At 42.3% G+C, this 18,158-nt stretch carries 17 protein-coding genes; 6 read left to right on the forward strand and 11 right to left on the reverse strand.

Going from position 1 to position 18,158, the window contains the following annotated elements:
- Position 1 precedes the first annotated feature (1 nt).
- From ilvC to FV185_RS08875, 3 genes are read right to left on the reverse strand one after another with little or no spacing between them, the layout of a single operon-like run.
- A complete protein-coding gene (ilvC, locus tag FV185_RS08865) occupies positions 2-1,018 on the reverse strand; it encodes a ketol-acid reductoisomerase (protein WP_082787108.1) in 1,017 nt (338 codons plus the stop codon).
- A 16-nt stretch (positions 1,019-1,034) separates the two neighbouring features.
- Positions 1,035-1,526 carry an acetolactate synthase small subunit gene (gene ilvN, locus FV185_RS08870; RefSeq protein ID WP_067496662.1) on the reverse strand — a complete coding sequence of 164 codons (492 nt, stop codon included), beginning with the start codon at positions 1,524-1,526 and terminating at the stop codon, positions 1,035-1,037.
- Positions 1,527-1,544: 18 nt separating this feature from the next.
- Complete coding sequence (locus tag FV185_RS08875; RefSeq protein WP_067496665.1) at positions 1,545-3,254, reverse strand: acetolactate synthase 3 catalytic subunit; 1,710 nt, start codon at positions 3,252-3,254, stop codon at positions 1,545-1,547.
- Between the two features lie 298 nt (positions 3,255-3,552).
- Between FV185_RS08875 and FV185_RS08880 the strand changes: the two genes are divergently transcribed.
- Genes FV185_RS08880 through FV185_RS09485 form a run of 4 tightly spaced genes read left to right on the forward strand, consistent with a single transcriptional unit; the run spans position 3,553 to position 5,293 of the window.
- Positions 3,553-4,116, forward strand: coding sequence for an RNA polymerase sigma factor (locus FV185_RS08880; RefSeq protein ID WP_067496780.1), 564 nt, complete (start codon positions 3,553-3,555; stop codon positions 4,114-4,116).
- The gene (locus tag FV185_RS08885; protein ID WP_067496667.1) at positions 4,113-4,478 is read left to right on the forward strand and encodes a DUF3619 family protein; all 366 of its coding nucleotides are present in this window, start codon (positions 4,113-4,115) and stop codon (positions 4,476-4,478) included. The genes FV185_RS08880 and FV185_RS08885 overlap by 4 nt, the downstream gene beginning before the upstream one ends.
- The gene (locus FV185_RS08890) at positions 4,463-4,858 is read left to right on the forward strand and encodes a DUF3106 domain-containing protein (protein WP_067496670.1); all 396 of its coding nucleotides are present in this window, start codon (positions 4,463-4,465) and stop codon (positions 4,856-4,858) included. The genes FV185_RS08885 and FV185_RS08890 overlap by 16 nt, the downstream gene beginning before the upstream one ends.
- Before the next feature lie 3 nt (positions 4,859-4,861).
- Positions 4,862-5,293, forward strand: coding sequence for an RDD family protein (locus FV185_RS09485; RefSeq protein WP_082787109.1), 432 nt, complete (start codon positions 4,862-4,864; stop codon positions 5,291-5,293).
- On the opposite strand, the gene lptG is transcribed toward FV185_RS09485, so the two are convergent.
- Entirely contained in the window at positions 5,265-6,341 is a 1,077-nt protein-coding gene (gene lptG / locus FV185_RS08895; protein ID WP_067496672.1) for an LPS export ABC transporter permease LptG, read from the reverse strand. The genes FV185_RS09485 and lptG overlap by 29 nt on opposite strands.
- Before the next feature lie 14 nt (positions 6,342-6,355).
- Positions 6,356-8,332, reverse strand: coding sequence for an acetate--CoA ligase (gene acs / locus FV185_RS08900; protein ID WP_067496676.1), 1,977 nt, complete (start codon positions 8,330-8,332; stop codon positions 6,356-6,358).
- 179 nt (positions 8,333-8,511) lie between these two features.
- Here acs and FV185_RS08905 point away from each other — a divergent pair, with 179 nt between their 5' ends.
- Positions 8,512-10,038, forward strand: a complete 1,527-nt coding sequence (locus FV185_RS08905; protein ID WP_067496679.1) for a fumarate hydratase — start codon at positions 8,512-8,514, stop codon at positions 10,036-10,038.
- Here FV185_RS08905 and mfd read toward each other — a convergent pair.
- The 6 genes from mfd to FV185_RS08935 are packed head-to-tail and all read right to left on the reverse strand — an operon-like array spanning position 10,028 to position 17,586.
- Positions 10,028-13,438 (reverse strand): transcription-repair coupling factor, encoded by a 3,411-nt coding sequence (gene mfd / locus FV185_RS08910; RefSeq protein ID WP_197457853.1) that lies wholly within the window; start codon positions 13,436-13,438, stop codon positions 10,028-10,030. The genes FV185_RS08905 and mfd overlap by 11 nt on opposite strands.
- Before the next feature lie 18 nt (positions 13,439-13,456).
- Entirely contained in the window at positions 13,457-13,798 is a 342-nt protein-coding gene (locus FV185_RS08915; protein ID WP_067496685.1) for a HesB/IscA family protein, read from the reverse strand.
- Between the two features lie 2 nt (positions 13,799-13,800).
- Positions 13,801-14,502 carry a serine O-acetyltransferase gene (gene cysE, locus FV185_RS08920; RefSeq protein ID WP_082787110.1) on the reverse strand — a complete coding sequence of 234 codons (702 nt, stop codon included), beginning with the start codon at positions 14,500-14,502 and terminating at the stop codon, positions 13,801-13,803.
- Between the two features lie 15 nt (positions 14,503-14,517).
- Positions 14,518-15,288 (reverse strand): RNA methyltransferase, encoded by a 771-nt coding sequence (locus tag FV185_RS08925; protein ID WP_067496688.1) that lies wholly within the window; start codon positions 15,286-15,288, stop codon positions 14,518-14,520.
- A gap of 6 nt (positions 15,289-15,294) precedes the next feature.
- Positions 15,295-16,071, reverse strand: a complete 777-nt coding sequence (locus FV185_RS08930) for an inositol monophosphatase family protein (RefSeq protein WP_067496692.1) — start codon at positions 16,069-16,071, stop codon at positions 15,295-15,297.
- 9 nt (positions 16,072-16,080) lie between these two features.
- Positions 16,081-17,586: a CoA-acylating methylmalonate-semialdehyde dehydrogenase gene (locus FV185_RS08935; protein ID WP_067496695.1), complete on the reverse strand. Its 1,506-nt coding sequence runs from the start codon at positions 17,584-17,586 to the stop codon at positions 16,081-16,083.
- Positions 17,587-17,692: 106 nt separating this feature from the next.
- On the opposite strand from FV185_RS08935, the gene FV185_RS08940 reads away from it, so the two are divergent.
- On the forward strand, positions 17,693-18,154 hold the full coding sequence (locus FV185_RS08940; protein WP_067496698.1) for a DUF2844 domain-containing protein: 462 nt from the start codon (positions 17,693-17,695) through the stop codon (positions 18,152-18,154).
- Positions 18,155-18,158: the final 4 nt, after the last annotated feature.

Below are 18,158 nucleotides of genomic sequence, written 5' to 3' on the forward strand. Positions count from 1 at the left end.
ATTAATTTTTAGTTTGATCAACTAATTTATTTTTCTTAATCCAAGGCATCATTTCACGTAGCTTAGCACCCACAACTTCAATGGTTGACTCAGCACCGATACGACGCATTGCGTGCATTGAAGCAGCACCTGCTTTATTTTCTAAAATAAACTCTTTAGCAAACTGACCGGTTTGAATTTCTGTCAGAATTTTACGCATCTCCCGGCGAGTTTCTTCTGTAATAACACGTGGGCCACGAGTCAAATCACCGTACTCTGCCGTATTGGAAATTGAATAACGCATGTTAGCAATACCGCCTTCATACATTAAATCAACAATCAATTTCAATTCATGTAAGCACTCGAAGTAAGCCATTTCAGGAGCATAACCAGCTTCAACGAGTGTATCAAAACCTGCCTGAACTAAGGCTGTAGCACCACCACACAAGACAGCCTGTTCGCCAAATAAATCGGTTTCAGTTTCTTCACGGAATGACGTCTCAATCACCCCTGCTCTTGCGCCACCATTTGCTGCCGCATAGGAAAGCGCTATATCACGCGCTTTACCTGATGCGTTTTGGTAAACAGCGATCAGACTAGGCACTCCACCACCTTGCGTATAGGTTGAACGAACTAAGTGTCCTGGACCCTTTGGTGCAATCATAATGACGTCAATGTCTGCACGGGGAACAATTTGCCCAAAATGAACATTAAAACCATGTGCAAAAGCAAGAGCTGCTCCTGCCTTAATGTTTGGAGCAATCTCATCTTGATACACTTGCGGCTGACTTTCATCTGGTAACAGAATCATTACGAGATCAGCACCTTTAACGGCCTCAGCCACTGTTTGTACTTTCAAACCCGCTGCCTCTGCTTTCTTCCAGGATGCACCACCACTACGTAATGCCACAGTCACATCTACACCAGAATCTTTTAAATTATTGGCATGTGCATGCCCCTGAGAGCCATATCCAACAATAACAACTTTCTTACCTTTAATTAATGATAAGTCAGCATCTTTTTCATAAAACACGTTCATCTTCATTATCTCCCAGTTAAACTCTTAATATCCATTCACCACGACCAATACCGGATGCACCCGTTCTAACAGTCTCAAGAATCAAACTGTTATCAATGGCTTCTAAAAATGCATCTAATTTATCGCGTGGACCAGTAAGCTCAATAGTATAAGTACGATCAGTCACATCAATCACACGCCCTCTGAAAATATCAGCAGTACGCTTAATTTCCTCACGGTCAGTTCCTTCAGCGCGTATTTTAACAAGCATTAACTCACGCTCTATATAGCGACCTTCATTTAAATCAAAGACTTTAACTACATCAATTAATTTATTTAATTGTTTTGTGATTTGCTCGATCACATCATCTGAACCACTTGTCACAATAGTCATACGTGATAAGGTAGGATCTTCTGTTGGAGCCACACTTAAGGCTTCAATGTTATAACCACGAGCAGAAAATAAACCGGCAACTCGAGACAATGCTCCCGATTCATTTTCAAGTAATAAAGACAAAATATGACGCATTATTAACAATCCTAATTTTTACAGATCTTCAGCGCCGAGTAACATTTCAGTTAAACCGGCTCCAGCTTTAACCATAGGGAATACATTTTCCGTTTGGTCGGTGAGAAAGTCTAAGAATACGACACGATCTTTGAGCGAAAAAGCTTCTTTAAGAGCACCTTCAACATCAGCTGGGTTCTCAATTCTCATACCAACGTGACCATAGCTTTCCGCTAATTTCACAAAGTCTGGCAAGGCATCCATATATGACTCAGAATAGCGATTACCATGTAAGATCTCTTGCCACTGACGAACCATACCCAAATAACGATTATTCAAGTTCACAATTTTCACCGGCAAATGATATTGTTTACAGGTAGACAATTCTTGAATACACATTTGTATACTGGCTTCTCCTGTCACACAGGCAACTGGCATATCAGGAAACGCTAACTGAGCTCCCATTGCAGCAGGAAGACCAAACCCCATTGTCCCCAAACCACCTGAGTTCAACCAACGGCGAGGTTTATCAAATTTATAATATTGTGCTGCCCACATTTGATGCTGCCCCACGTCTGAGGTCACAATGGCATCACCCTGTGTTGCCTCGTACAATTTTTCAATGACGTACTGAGGTTTAATAATTTCAGTTGAATTGGTATATTTAAGACACTGACGCTCACGCCACGTATTAATTTGCTGCCACCATTGTTTTAAGGCTAATGCATCAACACTTACTGTACTTTCTTCAACAAGTTTTAACATCTCATTGAGTACGTCAATTATGTTTCCCACAATAGGTACATCCACACGTACTCGTTTTGAAATACTTGAAGGATCAATATCAATATGAATAATACGACGACCTTCAACGTAAAAATGCTGGGGATTACCAATAACACGGTCATCAAAGCGGGCCCCTACTGCTAGCAATACATCACAGTGCTGCATAGCAAGGTTAGCTTCATAAGTACCATGCATACCGAGCATCCCTACAAACTGCGGATCAGTCGCTGGAAATGCGCCTAGTCCCATCAATGTGTTGGTACAAGGATAACCTAAATCTTTTACAAGCTTTGTGACCAAATGAGATGCGTCACCAAGAATAGCTCCACCGCCAACATAAATCATGGGGCGCTTGGCTTCCATCAGCATTTGAACGGCTTTTTTAATTTGACCAGTATGACCCTTGTTAACAGGGTTATAAGAACGCATAGAAACTGACTTTGGATAGTCAAATTCAGTGATGTGCTGAGACACATCTTTAGGAATATCAACAAGCACCGGACCAGGACGTCCTGAAGTAGCCACATAAAAGGCTTTTTTCATAGTCGAGGCTAACTCATCCACATGCTTAACTAAAAAGTTATGCTTTACACAAGGGCGAGTAATACCAACAGTATCCACTTCTTGGAAAGCATCCAACCCAATTGCAGGGGTTGGCACTTGACCAGAGATAATAACCATTGGAATAGAATCCATATATGCAGTGGCAATCCCTGTTACAGCATTGGTTACCCCAGGACCGCTAGTTACTAACGCCACTCCTGGTCGACCCGTGGCTCTTGCATAGGCATCAGCCGCATGCAAAGCCGCTTGCTCATGACGCACCAGAATATGTCTGACCTTATCTTGATTAAAAAGGGCGTCATAAATATGGAGCACCGCTCCGCCTGGATACCCAAAGACGTAGGGAACGTTCTCTTCAACTAAACATTGAATTGCTATTTCTGCACCGGTTAATCGCATGAGCCAATCACTTTCTATCTAAGTTAAAGTTAAATTTATGTCTAGTACGAATACTTAAAGGCAACACGTACTGAAAACCTATCAGCGTATCCTTTTCAGCGCCTGCGGTCAAGAGCTGACCTCAATTACACCCTAATGCTTAAGCGCATACTAAGCGAAAACGTTATTTAATTTCTGTTTTTCAATACTCTTTTCTTATAAAGCCAAAAAATCACTTAAAATTAGTTAGCAAACACCCAATAGGCCATTGCTTCACACTCTATCTGTTACACTACGCAATTTTAAGGAAGTAATTACTCTGGCTACAGCACAAGAATTGTCGACATTTTTAACGGAAGTTCAACAACGGGCTTTCAAACACGCTCTATTTGCCGTTAAAGATGAGGCATCAGCATTAGATTTAGTGCAAGAGTCCATGTTTAAATTGGCTGAAAAATATAGCCATCTTCCTGCAGCAGAATTACCCCCTGTATTTCAACGTATTTTACAAAACACCATTCGTGACTATTACCGTCGTCAAAAAATACGCAATTGGTGGACGCCCTTATTTAGCAGCTTCCAAAACCAAGATGAAGAAACAACAGACCAAGAGTGGATTGAACAACTTCACCAGCAACCAGAGCAAGCAACACGACCAGACAACTCATTAGAACAAAAGCAAGTTATTGAAATCATTGAAAAAGCTGTAGAAAAGCTACCTTTACGTCAACGCGAAGCTTTTTTGCTGCGTTATTGGGAAGGACTCGATGTGAGAGAGACGGCAGAGGCCATGGGTTGCTCTGAGGGTAGCGTTAAAACCCATAGCTCTCGCGCCCTAGCAAGCTTAACTGCTCTACTCCGTCAAAAAGGAATAACACCATGAATGATGAGCAAATAATTCAATTTGTGCGCAACTCGCTAAATCATAGTAGCCAGCAAATTTCTGATAAAACACGTGAAAAACTCGATAAAATCCGAGAAAATGCGCTTAAAATAAGCTTAAAGAACAACAAAAAACCAGCTTACACTGGTTACAGTATCGCCTTGAGTAGCGATACACTGCGCCAACAATTTGTTGCCATTGTCAGTTCTTTATTACTTATCTCAGCCATAGCAACTTATAGTGCTTGGATACATGAAAAAAACGAGGATGATCAAGGTTTTTTAGATGCCAAATTATTAGCCAGTGATTTACCAATTCAAGCTTTCACCACCTCAGAGCTTAGTCAATGGTTAGAAAAATAATCCTCATCGTGATGACCAGTGGGCTCATTTTATTCACGTCATTCATTCCGGCCCATGAACCTAATATGCATTGGGATAGTTTGAGTCCTGAACAACAACGTATTTTAGAGCCTGCTCACACTAACTGGGAACATCTTTCCTTACAAAGACGGCAACGTTTAATTAATGCTGCAAAACATTACAATAAACTCAATGCCCAACAACAAAAACGTTTCCAAAAAAATATTATTGTTTGGTCTAAACTGCCCACGGACGCGCAAGAAAGAGCACGTAAAAACTATAAAAAATGGCATCATTTACCTAAAGCTAAAAAAGAAGCCATCAAATCTCAGTGGTCTGAAAAACACACTACCCCAGAACCAAACACGATCAACCCCTAATTCATGCCGGCTAACATTTCTACTCGTCTGATCTGCCTTGTCTACGAAACACTTATCGTACTTGGACTTGGCGTACTCTCTGGGCTCCCTTTCGTCTACCTAACTGATTACCCACATCATCCAGAGCTGCGCTCATGGTATCGTGGGTATCTTTTTATTATCTACGCCATCTACTTCGCTTACCAATGGCATCACACAGGACAAACTGTGGCCATGAAAACCTGGCGTCTAAAAATAATCGATAGACAAACACACACTCCCCCAACTTATTTACAAGCATTGAGACGCTATGTTCTAGCCACCTGTTTATTGTTTTCGGGGATAAGTTTGATATGGCTTGTTATTGACAGGCAACATCGCTGGCTACACGACATATTAAGTGGTACTGAAACCGTCCGCATACAACCTACAAACGTTGCTCCTGCCAACGATTAATAGCAAAGGCCAATAATAAAAACATTAAGCTTGGGGTAATAGTACTAAATAATGGCCACCAGTCATTTAATTGCCCTAGGTATGCAAAAAAACGACTCAGTAAATAAAAACTTAAACCAAGCGCTATACCAATTAACATACGCGTTCCCACGGCTCCTGAGCGAGGTCTTGATAAAGAAAATGGCACCGCTAACATCATCATGACCAATATAGAAAACGGATAAATTAACTTACTATATTGAGCAATTTCAAAACGACTGGTTTGCTGATTATTTTCTTTTAAATGTTTAATGTAACCAAACAAATTCCATATGGACATTTGCTCAGGCTCCACCAGTAAAGTAGATAGCACCGAAGGAGTCAGCACCGAGTTCCATTCCTCACTGGCATCTTGGCTCACACTGACTCCATCTTGATTAAAAAAAGTATGTTCAACTTTGATTAAACGCCATTTATGCTCACTAATAAACGTCGCCTTATGAGCACGAGAAATTTCCTTTAAGCGGCGGTTATCATCAAAACGATAAATACGAATATCATGCAGCGAGTTATCCGGCAACATTTCACGTACATTGATAAAACTACCACTGTCTTTAACCCAAATACCCGAACGAAATTGAGTGGCCACAAAATTATTTAATGCTTTCAAACGCCACTGTTGAGCTGCTTCTTCGGTAGCTGGAACGATAAACTCCCCCAATACAAAAGCAAAGAGAACAAAGTACAGCCCTATTTTAATCATCGACTGATTGAGCTGTGCTTTAGACATACCTGAAGCTCGCATCACAGTAATTTCAGAGTGTTGCGCTAAATTATTTAAACCATACAAGGTGCCAATTAAAGCAGCGATAGGAAATAATTCATAGCCATGCCCTGGCATGGCGAGTAATACATACACAACAATTTGAGTAATCTGATAACTGCCTTTACCCAAATCATTCAATTCATGAATAAAATCGAAAAAAGAAAACAACGACACCAATGCAGCAAACACCAGTGCCGTCCCAAATATGACCTCTCGGGCAAGATAACGATGTAATAACCTCACCCGAGAATCACTCCTTATGCGCTTTCTTTAAGTTGTTGCAAAATAGCAGGGTTTTCGAGAGTTGATACGTCCTGAGTAATTTCCTCGCCTTTGGCAATCACTCTCAACAAACGACGCATGATTTTACCAGAACGGGTTTTAGGTAGGTTGTCACCAAAGCGAATTTCTTTTGGTTTCGCAATGGGGCCAATCTCTTTACCCACCCAATTTCTTAACTCATTAGCGATTGCTTTTGCCTGTTCACCAGTTGGACGAGGTTGTTTTAGTACCACGTAAGCGACAATCGCCTCCCCAGTTAAGTCATCAGGGCGTCCCACTACAGCGGCTTCTGCCACCAAGGTATTGGCAACCAAGGCTGACTCAATCTCCATGGTCCCCATACGGTGTCCCGACACATTCAACACGTCATCAATACGACCTGTGATAGTAAAGTTACCCGTATCCTTATCACGTATCGCCCCATCACCTGCTAAATAGTATCCCTTTAATTCATCAGGATAGTAACTCTTACGAAAACGTTCAGGGTCGCCCCAAATGGTTCGAATCATCGAAGGCCAAGGTCTTTTTATAACCAAAATACCACCTTGTCCATTTGCCATATCTTGACCTGTTTCATCAACAATAGCGGCTTCAATACCAGGTAAAGGTAGCGTACAAGAACCCGGTACCATAGGAGTTGCCCCAGGCAGAGGAGTAATCATATGCCCACCTGTTTCTGTTTGCCAGAAGGTGTCAGCAATGGGGCAACGCTCCCCGCCCACTTCTCGGTAATACCACATCCAAGCTTCTGGATTAATGGGTTCTCCCACTGACCCTAACAGTCTAAGACTAGATAAATCAAAATGTTTTGGATGGACATTCACATCACCATCAGAGGCTTTTATTAATGAGCGTATTGCAGTAGGAGCCGTATAAAAAATTGACACCTTATGTTTCGCGATCATTTCCCAGAATCGTCCAGCATGAGGATAAGTGGGGACCCCTTCAAAAACAATTTCAGTAGCCCCTGCCGCAAGCGGTCCATACACAATATAAGAGTGCCCGGTTACCCAACCAATATCTGCCGTACACCAGAAAATATCCTGATCTTTGATATCAAAAGTCCAACGCATAGTCAGTAATGCCCACAGTAAATATCCTCCTGTGGCATGTTGTACTCCTTTAGGCTTACCTGTGGAGCCACTGGTGTAAAGTACGAATAAGGGATGCTCAGCCTCAACCCATTCAGGCTCACACTGATCATTTTGACCGTTTTCAACATCATGAAACCAAATATCACGCCCACTCACAAAAGGAATATCCCCTCCCGTGCGACGATATACAATCACTGTCTTTAAAGCGTCACAACCTCCTAGGGCAATTGCATCATCGACAATGCTTTTAAGTGGTAAGCGTTTACCACCACGCACTTGCTCATCTGCAGTAATAAGAGCAATAGCGCCGACATCAACAATCCGTTCTTGTAAGGATTTTGCTGAAAAACCACCAAACACCACAGAATGAGTAGCGCCAATTCTGGCACAGGCTTGCATAGCCACAATGCCTTCAATGGACATGGCCATATAAATAACCACACGGTCACCCTTTTTAATCCCTTGGGCTTTTAATCCATTGGCAAAGCGGCATACTCGAGTGTACAACTCTTGATAACTTACGCGTGTGACATTGCCATCATCAGCCTCAAAAATAATTGCCGTTTTATTACCCAGACCTTTTGCAAGGTTTCGGTCTAAACAGTTATAAGAGGCATTAATCAAACCATCATCAAACCATCGGTAAAAAGGAGCCTGTGATTCGTCTAGTACACGCGTAAAAGGTTTATGCCAATCTAAGTTTTCTTTTGCTAATCTTCCCCAAAACGCCTGAGGATCGCGTCGCGCTTCGTCACATAGCGCTTGATATTGGGCCATACCTTGAATATTTGCTTGAGAGACAAACTCAGGACTTGGGTGAAATACACGGGTTTCGTGTAATAGAGCTTCTGTAGACATAAACCTCCTCCGTATTTTATTTTATTTGGTTTTTAAAATTATTTTAATGTTAAAGGCATAACCAATACTATTTCAACCCTCATTATAGCCATGAGATACCTGTTTTGAGGATCCTTCCGTAAAATATCTACACAGGTTATAGTAGAGGGCTTAATGTTTAACCACTTCAGGAACAAAACATGACTACTCTCATTCGCGAAGAAGACTTTATTCAAAGTATCGCTGATAGTTTGCAGTTTATCTCCTATTACCACCCTGTAGATTACATCAAAGCGCTCGGCAAAGCCTATGAGCTTGAAGAGTCTGAAGCAGCAAAAGATGCTATTGCACAAATTTTAACCAATTCTCGTATGTGTGCTGAAGGTCATCGGCCTATCTGCCAAGATACGGGGATTGTTGTTGTCTTTGTTAAAGTAGGCATGAACGTGCGTTTTGAGACTAACAAGAGTATTGAGGAACTAGTTAATGAGGGAGTACGCCAAGCCTATACCAATCCCCTTAATCCATTACGAGCCTCAATTTTATCTGATCCTGCGGGAGCAAGAAAAAACACGAAAGACAATACTCCAGCAGTTGTCCATATCAATCTTGTTCCCGGTAATACAGTAAGTATTGATATCGCCGCTAAGGGAGGAGGATCTGAGAATAAATCTAAATTCGTTATGTTAAACCCCTCAGATTCGATTGTGGATTGGGTACTAAAAACTGTACCTACTATGGGCGCTGGGTGGTGTCCCCCTGGAATGCTTGGCATTGGTATTGGTGGCAGTGCTGAAAAAGCGATGCTACTTGCTAAAGAGTCTCTTATGCAGCCCATCGATATGGCTGAACTTAAACAACGAGGACCTCAAAACCGTGCTGAGGAATTACGCATAGAGATTTACGATAAAGTTAATGCACTTGGAATCGGTGCTCAGGGGCTTGGTGGATTGTCAACTGTTCTTGATGTGAAAATAATGGATTACCCCACTCACGCAGCAAGCTTACCTGTGGCCATGATTCCCAATTGTGCAGCGACACGCCATACTCATTTTGTACTCACAGGTGAAGGCCCTGCAACGTTTATCCCGCCCTCCTTAAGCGACTGGCCTCAAGTAACCTGGAGTCCTTCCGCCAATTCACGCCACGTTAATCTTGACGAGATTACTGCAGAGGAAGTGCATTCATGGAAGCCAGGGGACACCCTTCTTTTGTCAGGGAAATTATTAACAGGCCGTGATGCCGCACATAAACGCATACAAGACTTACTTAATCAAGGGCTCCCTCTTCCCGAGGGACTGGACTTTAAAGGGCGCTTTATTTATTACGTAGGACCAGTAGATCCAGTGGGTCAAGAGGTAGTCGGTCCAGCCGGTCCTACCACAGCAACTCGTATGGATAAGTTCACTGGCATGATGTTAGAAAAAACAGGATTACTTGGCATGATTGGTAAGGCTGAGCGAGGGCCTACAGCCATTGAGGAGATTAAAAAACATCGCTCTGTTTACTTGATCGCTGTAGGTGGAGCAGCTTATCTTGTGGCTAAGGCAATCCGTGCTTCACGCGTCGTGGCTTTTCCTGAACTTGGCATGGAAGCTGTGTATGAATTCACTGTGGAAAACATGCCAGTTACCGTTGCGGTTGATAGTCAGGGTGATTCAGTGCATCAGTCAGGCCCCAAACAATGGCAAGGTAAGTTTAAAGGAATATCCGTGGTTAGTGCTTAACAACCAGTTTTTCCAAGTCGGCTAATACCTCTTTGACATGAGTCACTCGCTCTAATGGCGAGTGACTCTCGCGATTGACACGTAATTTATCTTGCCCTGACAAACGGTATCGACCATCGCGTTGTAACAACATAATTAAATCCTGTGGCTCTAAAGGTGTATCTTTACCAAACTGTAAAACTATATTTTCATCATTGGCATCAATTTTTTGGACTGCCAAAGGCTGCCCTAACAACCTTAACGCATGGCATTCAAGTAATAATTGTGCCGGTTCTGGTAACAAACCAAAACGATCAATCAACTCGATTCTTAATTCATCAAGAGAGGCCATATCATCACAATTAGATAAACGTTTATACAATACTAAACGCTCTTGTACATCCCCACAAAAATCATTAGGCAATAGCGCTGGAGCATGTAAATTAATTTCTGTGCTAATACTCAATGGTGCTTCAAGATCCCAGTTATCTCCTTTTTTCAACGCTTTAACGGCTTGAGTGAGCAAATCATTGTATAAAGAAAATCCCACTTCAATCATATCGCCACTTTGTGAATCACCTAGAACTTCACCAGCACCACGAATCTCTAAATCTTGCATCGCCAAATAAAATCCTGACCCCAATTCCTCCATCATTTGAATGGCCTCTAACCTCTTTTTTGCAGCAGCAGTTAACGCATCACTTGGAGGAGTAAGTAAATAGGCATAGGCTTGATGATGAGAGCGACCAACTCGACCTCTTAATTGGTGAAGTTGAGCTAAACCAAAACGGTCTGCACGATTAATTAATATAGTATTCGCAGAAGGAACATCAATACCAGTTTCAATAATAGTGGAACACAACAAAATATTAGCTTGCTGATGATAAAAATCACGCATCACTTGTTCCAACTCTCGTTCTCTTAACTGACCATGAGCAACAGCAATACGCGCCTCTGGCAATAACTTGACCAAATGATCACGCATGTTTTCAATGGTATCAACTTCATTGTGTAAGAAATATAACTGCCCACCACGTTTAAGCTCTCTCAGCGCCGCCTCACGAACTAGACTATCACTATAGGGATAAACAAAAGTTTTAATTGCAAGACGCTTTTGTGGGGCGGTAGCAATCACAGAAAAATCTCTCAATCCCTCAAGAGACATGGCTAGCGTTCTTGGGATAGGAGTTGCTGTTAGGGTTAATACATCTACTTCAGCACGTAACGCTTTTAAACGCTCTTTTTGACGAACCCCGAAGCGGTGCTCTTCATCAATAATCACCAAGCCTAAATTTGCAAACTGTACCTCATCAGAGATTAATTTATGAGTACCAATTACAATATCTACCACACCTTGACGGATACCCTCAAGGCTTGCGGCCATTTCTTTACTCGAACGAAAACGGGAAAGTTCCGCAATTCTTACAGGCCAATCTGCAAAACGATCTGAAAAATTATTAAAGTGTTGCTCTGCAAGTAGCGTGGTTGGCACTAAAATAGCCACTTGTTTACCAGCACTCACTGCAAGAAATGCAGCACGCATAGCGACTTCTGTTTTACCAAAACCGACATCACCGCAAATAAGTCGATCCATTGGCCTGCCAGAACGCATGTCATTCATTACAGACTCAATAGCTGACAGTTGATCGGGCGTTTCTTCAAATGCAAATCCTTCGATAAATGCCTCGTAATCATGATCCTTAATGGGAAAAGCAAAACCTTCTCTAGCCTGTCTTTTGGCGTATAAATCTAATAACTCCGCTGCTGTATCACGGGCACGCGTAGCCGCTCTTTTCTTGGCTTTTTGCCATTGCCCACTACCTAACTTATGAAGTGGTGCCTGATCCTGTGGGCCACCAGTGTAACGAGTGATAAGATGCAATTGAGTCACTGGCACATACAGTACATCATTATCTGCGTACTGTAAGTGCATGTATTCATTCACTCCTTCACCAAAATCCAGATTAACAAGCCCACAGAATCGTCCAATACCATGATCTAAATGGACCACAGGATCATTAATTTTTACCTCGGATAAATCTTTGAACAACGTATCTGTTGAACGAGTGTTACCTTGCCGTCGTCTTGTTTGACGTATCTGGCTTGCAAACAATTCAGCTTCAGTTATTAAAGCAATCTCATCGGCAATAAAAATAAACCCGTTGGCAATAGGGCCAACCAATAACGAAACTTTTGATGTTGAGCTCAGCGCCTCCTGCCAGGTTTGTACTAATTTAAATGATAAACTATGTTCATTAAGTAACGTCATCAAACTCTCACGGCGTCCAAGACTCTCCGCCATGATAATTAAACGTCCATTAAACTGTTCTGAGAATTCTCTTAAGTATTTAACAGGATCTTGATCGCGACGATTTACAGATAAAGCAGGTAGTGCCTGTGAATCCAGTAACAGTGGATAGTTACCTGTAGCGCATAATTGATGAGGTTTTATATCAATACGTTCAACGCCCTGTATGCCCTTAAAAAACTCTTCTTCAGTTAAAAATAATTCATTGGGGTCCAAAACAGGATGAGCACGATTACCTTTTAATAACTCCCAGCGAGGTTTTACAGATTGCCAGAATGATTGAATAACCTCAGCCACATCGGCGTTGAGATAGACCAAACTTGATTCAGGTAAGTAATCAAATATACTCGCCATACCCTCAAAGAAAAGCGGTAAATAATATTCAATACCGCCTGGAGCAAGGCCATTACTGACATCCTTATAGAAGTCAGAGCGTGACGGATCACCTTCAAATCGATCACGAAAACGCTGGCGAAACATTTTTCTGCCAGCATCATCCATTGGGTATTCACGAGCAGGGAGTAAACGTATTTCACTTACAGGATAAAGTGTTCTTTGGCTATCTACGTCAAAGGTACGAATACTTTCAACTTCCGTATCCATTAACTCAATACGAAATGGCAACACACTGCCGGTTGCAAACAAATCAATTAGCCCCCCACGCACACAATACTCACCTGGCCGCAAAACTTGCGTCACGTGAGTATAGCCTGCAGTAAGCATTTGCTCTTGAAAAGCCTCGCGATCAAACTCTTGTTTACGCGTGATAAAAAAGGTTCTTGCTGCCAAATAAGAGTGGGGAGGCAAACGATTTAACGCTGTTGCTAATGGAATGAGCGCCACATCAAATTGTTTTTGACTAAATTGCCAAAGCGTAGCTAAGCGCTCAGAAACAAGATCTGGATGAGGAGAGAAATGATCATAAGGTAGCGTTTCCCAATCAGGAAAAAAGTAAACTCCCGCTTCTGGGTTAAGCCATTTTAATTCTTCAAGCAAACGTTGGGCATGGGCAACGTTCTCTGTAAAAACAACTAACGGCTGTCCTTTTCCAATTTTTTTAGAAAAATAGAACGCGTCAGCCGATCCATGCGGAGCACAAAATACTTCCTTCAAGATAATAACTCGTTAAATTTATGCGTTGTCTGAGCGGGTGGTAAAACTTTCACCACAACCACAAGCATCAGTTACATTGGGATTATTAAACTTGAATACAGAATTAAGCCCTTCTCGACGATAATCTAACTCAGTTCCATCAACGAAAGGGAGATCGGTTTGTTTTACAAGAATCACCACATTATCTTCTTGTTTAAAAGTAATATCCTCTGGATCAACCTGGTCAGCATAATCCAAAATATAGGCCAAACCAGAACAACCAGATTGCTTGACACCAAAGCGTAAGCCAATGCCTCCGCCACGTTTATTGAGCGCTTGTCGCACATGTTGAAGTGCTGCTGGAGTTAATGTAATCGCCATAATTAATGTCCTTCTTGACTACGATTAAGACTATCTAACTGTTTTGAAAGTTCTTGGCTCTTTTCTTCTAACTCTCGACATTGTTCCATTAACTGATTGACTAGCACAACTAATGGATCTTTATCATTGTCAGTGGGACCATAGGCACTAAATTGCATCGCCTCTTTTTTGATTTTTTGTGAAAGATCTTCCTCAACCACTCGCCCAGGAATACCAATCACTGTAGCGCCTTGAGGGACTTCTTTTACCACCACCGCATTCGAGCCAACCTTAGCCCCCTCACCTATCACAATGGGGCCTATAATTTTAGCACCAGCTCCTACAATGACACCAGGCATGAGTGTAGGGTGACGTTTTCCTTTTTGCCATGAGGTGCCGCCGAGCGTCACTCCTTGGTAAAGGGTGCAGTCATCACCAATTTCAGCAGTTTCACCCACCACCACACCCATCCCATGGTCAATAAATACTCGTCGTCCTACCTTGGCACCAGGATGAATCTCAATACCCGTTATCCCCCTTGATAACTGAGAGATAAAACGAGCTAACCAAAACCACTGTTTACCCCACAACCAATGAGCTAACCAATGTAATAAAATGGCATGAAAACCCGGATATAAAGATACCACTTCCCAACGACTTCTCACCGCAGGATCACGGTCGAAAACGATATCAATTTGTTCACATACTCTAGACCATATTGCCATTTTTACTGTCAACCATTAATCACTTTTATTTTGCGAGCGATGGCGCTCACTACCTAGCATTTTCACATCAGGAACTAATGCATTTAGCATACCACGAAGGATATTAACTTCCTCATGTTCTAATCGTGCTCTTGCAAACAAACGTCGTAAACGCGTAGTTAAACGTCCTGGATTGCTTGGGTCTAGAAATCCTGTATGTAGTAGTACTTTTTCTAGATGAGCGTAAAAATACTCTACTTCATCGTGACGCGCCAAAGTGGGTTTATCTGTACTGACTATTTGTTGATCAAATAACGCCATACGTGCCTCGTAACAGGCTATTTGTATTGCTGCAGCCACGTTTAATGAACCAAAATGTTGTTCTGTGGGAATGGTACATAACACCTGGCATAAGTCACATTCAGCGTTACTTAATCCAGACATTTCGGTACCAAAAACCAAAGCCACCTTACCTTCTTTTACTTCCTGTGGAAGACGTTGGGCCAGTTCTTTAATGTTAATTTGTTCATGAGACAACTCTCGAGAACGCACCGTCATTGCCACAGCATAGGTAGTACCTTGCAAGGCCTGAGCGAGTGAGCTTACCACCTCAGCTTGTTCTAATATATCGTCAGCACCTGATGCCAACGCGCTAGCTTGATCGTCAGGAAAATATTTGGGTTGAACCAAAACCAGATGACTCAGACCCATTGTTTTCATGGCACGCGCTGCTGCCCCAATATTGCCTGGGTGTGTTGTTTGACACATGACAATACGGATATGTTGTAATCCGTTGGACTCAGACATGGGAATCTATGCTTTGGTAACCAACGTTAACAATTGCGAGAAAATTTTAGGATTACCCGCCACAATATGACCTGTTTCTAAATAACGTTGTTCACCATCTAAATCCGTAACCAATCCACCCGCCTCTTGAATTAACAAAACACCAGCGGCCATATCCCATGGTTTTAACCCTAGCTCCCAAAAACCATCGTAGCGCCCTGCAGCCACGTAAGCTAAATCTAAGGCAGCGGATCCTGGTCGACGTATTCCTGCACTTTCACGCATTATCACAGAGAGCATTCTCATATAGCGCTCTTGATTTTCCATGCTGCTATAAGGGAACCCCGAACCGATCAACGCGTCTTCCATCTTGATTTGTTGACTGACCCGAATGCGTCTTTCATTAAGATAAGCCCCTGCACCACGTGTTGCAGTGAAAAGATCATTTTTGACAGGGTCATAAATCACGCCCTGCGTTAACACTCCCTTGTGCGCTAAGGCAATGGATACCGCGTACATGGGGAAGCCATGTATAAAATTGGTTGTCCCATCAATAGGATCAATTATCCACTGATAGTCAGACTGACCTAAAGCACCTGACTCCTCTCCCAAAAAAGAATGATCAGGATAAGCATCCTGTAGAACGCTTATGATTGCCTCTTCCGCCATTTTGTCTATTTCCGAGACGTAGTCTGCCGGCCCTTTTTTAGCAACTTTTAAGCGTTCTAAGTCAAGCGCCGCACGATTAATAATGTGCCCAGCACGTCGTGCGGCCTTTACCGCTGTGTTCAGCATAGGATGCATAACAGTCCTCTACTTCATGGTTGGCATAGCAAATTGAGCACCTGCCTCAATACTTGCTGGCCAACGTTGAGTAACTGCTTTTTGGCGAGTATAAAAACGAACTGCCTCTGGGCCATGTGCATGATGATCACCAAACAAGCTACGTTTCCAACCACCAAAACTATGGAATGCCATGGGTACAGGGATTGGCACATTTACACCAACCATCCCTACTTTCACACGTGAAGCATATTCACGCGCAAAACCACCATCACGGGTGAAGATCGCGGTACCATTACCAAACTCATGGTTATTAACAAGTTCTAATGCAGCGGCAAAGTTAGGTACGCGAACCACACACAATACTGGGCCAAAAATTTCTTCTTTGTAAATAACCATGTCAGGGGTAACGTGATCGAACAAGGTACCGCCCAAGAAGAAACCATCCTCAAAACCAGGCACTGTAAAACCACGACCATCAACAACGAGTTTAGCGCCTTCTTTAACGCCCGTGTCAATATAACCTTGAATTTTTTGACGATGAGCAGCAGTCACAACAGGTCCCATTTCAGCGGATAAATCCATTCCTTGGGTCACTTTCAATTCTTTAATACGTGGCACCAATGCTTCAATAAGAGGTTCAGCAATATCGCCCACTGCCACAGCAACTGAAATTGCCATACAACGCTCACCTGCAGAACCATAGGCAGCTCCCATCAAAGCATCGACTGTTTGATTAAGATCAGCATCAGGCATCACAACCATATGGTTTTTAGCACCACCAAGCGCTTGCACACGTTTACCTTGAGCTGTACCTGTTTCATAAATATATTGAGCAATTGGGGTTGATCCCACAAAACTAATCGCATCTACATCAGGATGATTCAGTAATGCATCAACGGCTACTTTGTCACCATTAACCACATTGAAAACTCCATCAGGAAGCCCCGCTTCTTTAAGTAACTCAGCCATAAAAAGACTGGCTGAAGGATCACGCTCGGAAGGCTTTAATACGAAGGTGTTACCACAGGCAATAGCCATTGGTAGCATCCACAAAGGAACCATTACTGGAAAATTAAAAGGAGTAATACCAACAGTGACACCAATAGGTTGACGCATGGTCCAACCATCAACGCCTGTTGCGATTTGTTCTGTATATTCGCCCTTAAGCATTTCAGGAATACCACAGGCGTACTCCACCACTTCTAAACCACGAATCACTTCACCCTTGGCGTCAGTGAATACCTTACCGTGTTCTGAAGTAATGATCTCAGCCAAACGATCGTGGTTTTTTTCAAGTAATTCCTTAAACTTGAACATGACACGTGCGCGACGCAATGGGGATAGCCCTGCCCATGCCGGGAAAGCTGCTTTTGCTGATGCGACCGCTTGGTTGACTTCATCGGTCGATGCCAACGCCACTTGTCCAGACACTCTACCTGTAGCTGGATTAAAAACATCAGATTGTCGACCACTAGTTCCCGCAACGGGACGACCTTGAATATAATGTCCAATTAAAGCAATTGATTGAGTCATAATGAATCCTGTTGTACAAGAGTAAAGAACCTTTTATTTTACGCCAATTCTAATCATTTAGGCGAGCTTCATTACAAATAAAGTAATATTTAACAGTAGGAACTCTATGATTTTTATAAGAAAACTACAATTAATACTGGTTACGCTGTGTGTTTTTATAAGCCTTGATTCAGGCGCGACTTTAGGTGGCGTGCCTTTGGCTTTAATTGATCCATATACCATCCTTAACCAAACAGTAGAGCAAACAAATCAAGGTATTCCTTATCAAGTTGTTATTCAACAAAACACTCGAGGTATGGTTTTAAAAGAATTTGTTTACCAAGGTAGTGTTTTTGCTCAATTATGGTTTGGAGCAGCGGTACCTGATTTAACAGTTCTACTTGGAGACACCTATTATCCCCGCTTTAATAATGCATTGAGTCAGGCTACACTAAAAAATCACCGCCAACTTAAAGTGATCGATAATGAATTAGTTGTTTCTAATTACGGGCGTATGGGAGACTTTTGGGGAATGAGTTATTTAAGCAATCGCTTTCCAGTAGGCTTTTCAGTCAATAATATTCAATAAACAA

This window comes from Ferrovum sp. PN-J185 (assembly GCF_001581925.1).
GTDB lineage: Bacteria > Pseudomonadota > Gammaproteobacteria > Burkholderiales > Ferrovaceae > PN-J185.